Source organism: Actinomycetota bacterium, from assembly GCA_005888325.1.
Taxonomy (GTDB): Bacteria; Actinomycetota; Acidimicrobiia; order Acidimicrobiales; family AC-14; genus AC-14.
In genome coordinates, this window is the sequence record VAWU01000062.1 from 145,204 (window position 1) to 149,040 (window position 3,837).

The 3,837-nt window shown below is 70.3% G+C and carries 5 protein-coding genes; 3 read left to right on the forward strand and 2 right to left on the reverse strand.

Annotation, left to right across the window (positions count from 1 at the left end; genetic code table 11):
• The coding region (locus E6G06_18300) for an MBL fold metallo-hydrolase (protein TML87568.1) at positions 1-638 on the reverse strand (638 nt) is incomplete at its 3' end.
• On the opposite strand from E6G06_18300, the gene E6G06_18305 reads away from it, so the two are divergent.
• From E6G06_18305 to E6G06_18315, 3 genes are read left to right on the forward strand one after another with little or no spacing between them, the layout of a single operon-like run.
• On the forward strand, positions 637-1,827 hold the full coding sequence (locus E6G06_18305; GenBank protein TML87496.1) for an acyl-CoA dehydrogenase: 1,191 nt from the start codon (positions 637-639) through the stop codon (positions 1,825-1,827). The genes E6G06_18300 and E6G06_18305 overlap by 2 nt on opposite strands.
• The gene (locus tag E6G06_18310) at positions 1,824-2,435 is read left to right on the forward strand and encodes a DUF4202 domain-containing protein (GenBank protein ID TML87497.1); all 612 of its coding nucleotides are present in this window, start codon (positions 1,824-1,826) and stop codon (positions 2,433-2,435) included. The genes E6G06_18305 and E6G06_18310 overlap by 4 nt, the downstream gene beginning before the upstream one ends.
• Entirely contained in the window at positions 2,428-3,099 is a 672-nt protein-coding gene (locus E6G06_18315; GenBank protein ID TML87498.1) for a hypothetical protein, read from the forward strand. Before E6G06_18310 ends, E6G06_18315 begins: the two co-directional genes overlap by 8 nt.
• A 4-nt stretch (positions 3,100-3,103) precedes the next feature.
• Here E6G06_18315 and E6G06_18320 read toward each other — a convergent pair whose 3' ends face one another.
• Complete coding sequence (locus tag E6G06_18320) at positions 3,104-3,595, reverse strand: MaoC family dehydratase (GenBank protein ID TML87499.1); 492 nt, start codon at positions 3,593-3,595, stop codon at positions 3,104-3,106.
• Between the last annotated feature and the right edge of the window lie 242 nt (positions 3,596-3,837).

The following is a 3,837-nucleotide window of genomic DNA, read 5'->3' on the forward strand; positions in this document are numbered from 1 at the left end:
ACGTCACGACCGACGATGAAGCACGTGTGGCCCGGAGAGTGGCCCGGTGTCCAGAGCGCGCGCACGTCCCAACCGGGCACGTCGACGCGCTGGTCGTCGGCGAGGTTGCGGTCGGGAAGGACCGGGGGCTTCATGCGACCGATCTCGTCGATCGTCGGGAGCGATGCGATCGCTTCCTCCGGCGCGCCCGAATCGAGCAGGATGGCCGCTGCCTGCAGCAGCCACTCGTCGTCGATCTCGAAGCGGCGCTGGAGGATGAACGCGTCCTGCGGGTGCATCGCCACCCAGGCGCCCGACGCGTCTCGCACGCGCCCCGACAGCCCGTGGTGGTCGGGGTGCATGTGGGTCACGAGCACGCCGTAGCAATCGGCCACGTCGTGGCCCGTCGTCGCGATGCCTTCCTGTAGCACCTTCCACGTGGTGTCGTCGTCCCAGCCCGAGTCCACCAGCACCGGGCCGCGCTCGGTCTCGAAGAGGTAGACGAGGGTGTAGCCCAGCGGGCTGTTGGGGATCGGCACCGGGACACTCCACAGCCCCGGGCGCACGCGTTCGACCGGCGGGACCTCGTGGACCACGGTGTGCTCTCCTTCGCCGAGGCGGCGTTCAGTGACGCGGGTGTCAGGTAGTCTGCCGCACATGCGGCTGCGGTACAGCGTGGAGGCCGAGGAGTTCCGCGCCGGTCTCGACCGCTGGCTCGACGAGCACCTCCCACCGGTCGCGGAGATGAGCGAGGCGAAGCGGTCGAGCGCCCACCTGCCCGACTGGGCGCGCGCCTGGCAGCGCCGTCTGTTCGACGCAGGGTGGCTGGTGCCGGGTTGGCCACCCGAGCTCGGTGGTCGCAACGCGACGCCGACCGAGCAGATGATCTACTTCGAGGAGATCGCCCGCCGGCAGATCCCCCGGTCGCTCAACCCGCAGGGGCTGTCGATCATCGCGCCGTCGATCCTCGACTTCGGCGACGACGCCCAGAAGGAGCGCTTCGTCCTCCCCACCTTGCGCGGCGAGATCACGTGGTGCCTCGGCATGAGCGAGCCGGGCGCGGGCAGCGACCTCGCCTCGCTGGCAACGCGCGCGGTGCGCGACGGCGACAAGTTCGTCGTGACCGGGCAGAAGGTGTGGACGTCGGGCGCCCATCACGCCGACTGGTGCTTCTGCTTCGTGCGCACCGATCCCGACGCGGCCAAGCACAAGGGCATCAGCGTCCTCGTCATCGACATGAGCACTCCCGGCATCACGTGTCGCCCGCTTCCCGAGCTCACCGAGCGCGACTTTGCCGACTTCAACGAGGTGTTCTTCACTGACGTCGAGGTGCCGGCCGAGAACCTGGTGGGCGAGCTCAACGGCGGTTGGGCGATGGCGCAGGGATCGCTCGGCCACGAACGCGGGATGCTGTGGATCGGCAGTGTCGCGAACGTCGAGCGCGGGGTCGAGGCACTGGTGGAGCTGGGCGACGAGAAGGGTGCCGACGGGCAGCGGTTGGGCGACGACACGCGCTTTCGCGACGCGGTGGCGTCGCTCTACATCGACAGTCAGGCTCAGCGATTCCTCGGCTACCGGGGGTTCGCCAAGTTCGAGCGGGGCGAGCCCGCCCTCGAGCACGCGATACTCAAGCTCTTCACGAGCGAGACGGAGCGGAGCATCTACCTGACGGCCGTCGAGGCACTGGGCCCGGAGGGTCTCGACCAGGCTCGCGCCGGGCCGCCGATGTGGCGCGACGGCTCCTGGGCGGTGCAGTACCTGCGCTCGTTCTCGGGCACCATCGCCGGCGGCACGTCCGAGATCCAGCGCAACATCATCGCCGAGCGCGTTCTCGGCCTCCCGCGTTGACGGCGGACGACGAGCGTCTCACCCGCGCGATCGCGGCCATCGATGCCGCCAACGCCGACGACCCCAACACGATCGTGGTGCCGGAGCCGGGCCGGCCGTCGGGCGTCACCCGGCCCAAGGAGCTGGCGCATGCCGAGCTGATGACCGCCTGGGTGACCCGCCTGCGCCCCGACGCGTCGGACGCGCTGCTCCTCGCGGCACGCGCCCATCACATCCGGCGCTGGGTCGTGCCGCGCCCGTCGTACCCCGAGGGCCGGGCCGGGTACCTGCGGTGGCGGCGCGACCTGCACGAGCGCCACGCCGCCGATGTCGGCGCGATCCTCGACGAGGTGGGCTACGACGCGGCGACGATCGCGCGTGTGCAGGACATCGTGCGGAAGCGGAACCTCACGCGTGACCCCGACGTGCAGGTGCTCGAGGACGCCCTCTGCCTGGTGTTCATCGAGACCCAGTTCGCGGAGCTGACGGCCAAGCTCGACCGTCCCAAGATGATCGACGTCGTGCGCAAGACGCTGAAGAAGATGAGCGCGGAGGGCCGGGCCCTCGCCCTCACACTTCCGATGCCGGCCGACGACCGCACCCTGATCGAGGAGGCCATTCGTGAATGAGCTGTCCGCCGACGACGTCGCGTCGATGACGACGCCGACCTGGGAGCAGGCCAAGGTGGCGGTGCGCGCCGGCGAGACCGAGCGCGCCGTCGAGCTCATCGACCGCGCCGTGGGCCAGTGGCGCAGTCTGCAGGACTACTCGATCAACTGGATCACCTCGTTGCTGTCGTTCGTCGGTCGCGAGATCGGGGAGGAAGCGGTCGAGCGGGCGTTGCGCACCACCGGAGAGGAGTTCGTTCGGCCCCGCCGCGACACTGGCGTGGATTGGGGCTCGCTACCGGCGAGCGCCAGGGCCAAGGTCATCGCTCGGGCCATGGTGGCCAACTTCGGCACATGCGCCGTCGAGGAGGACGCCGAGAAGATCACGCTGTCGTTCCACTGCGGTACCGGGGGCCGCCTGATCGACGACGGCCGCTACGACGGTGACGGCTACCTCGTGCTGCGCGAGCCCGCGCCGCGCACGTTCATGCGCGACGAGCTCCCCGTCTACTGCGCGCACTGCTCGGTGAACAACGAGATGCAGCCGGTGGAATGGGGCGGCACCCAGACGAGCGTCGAGTTCCCCGCCGCGGGCAAAGGCGACGTGTGCGTGCACCACGTGTACAAGGACGTCGACGCCATCCCGGCCGATGCGTACCGGCGCATCGGCAAGGAGAAGCCGTAGCGGGTCAGGTCGGCGCGCCGTCCGCCAGATAGACCGACGTGATCAGCTCGTCGACCACCGGCGCGCCGTCGAGGTCGCACCAGCGCGTCTGGTACCACGTGAGCTCCATGGGTCGCCTCCCGCCGTCCTTCCGCTGTGGCAGGGAGACCCGGGTGCGCCCCTCGAGCTCGTCGCCCACCACGGGTTGACGGTGGTACACGAACTCCTGCTCGCCGTGGAGGTAGAGGCCCGGTCCGGCCGCAACGCTGGCAGCGGCCGCGCCGCCCTCGGTGCGCGACTCCGGCTGCAGGTCGGGCCAGGCCCCGGTGTGAGCCATCACGAACGTGAAGGTGGGCGGGCAGGGCACCGCCCCGAACCCCGCCGCCCGCGCCGCCTGCTCGCTCGCGTACAACGGGTTCCGGTCCTTGACCGCGAGCGCGAACAACCACACCGGCGCGTGATCGATGCGGACGCGGGTAGGTGCACCCCATTCGTGCCACTCGGGCGCGCTCACAATGCCGGCATGACCTCCCGGGCGAACAGGGACAGCGTCTCAGGCGTGGCGAAGTCGTGGAACTGGAGGATGAACAACTCGACTCCGAGCGCGCGTTCACGCGCGAGCGCGGCGACGACCTCGCCGGGGGTTCCGCTCACGATCCCTCCCCACGCGCCGAACCGCTTGGTGGTGAGCTGTTCGACCTCGACGCGCGCGGCCGTCGACGGAGCGAGGCCGATCGGGTGCTGCACCGAAACGCGCGC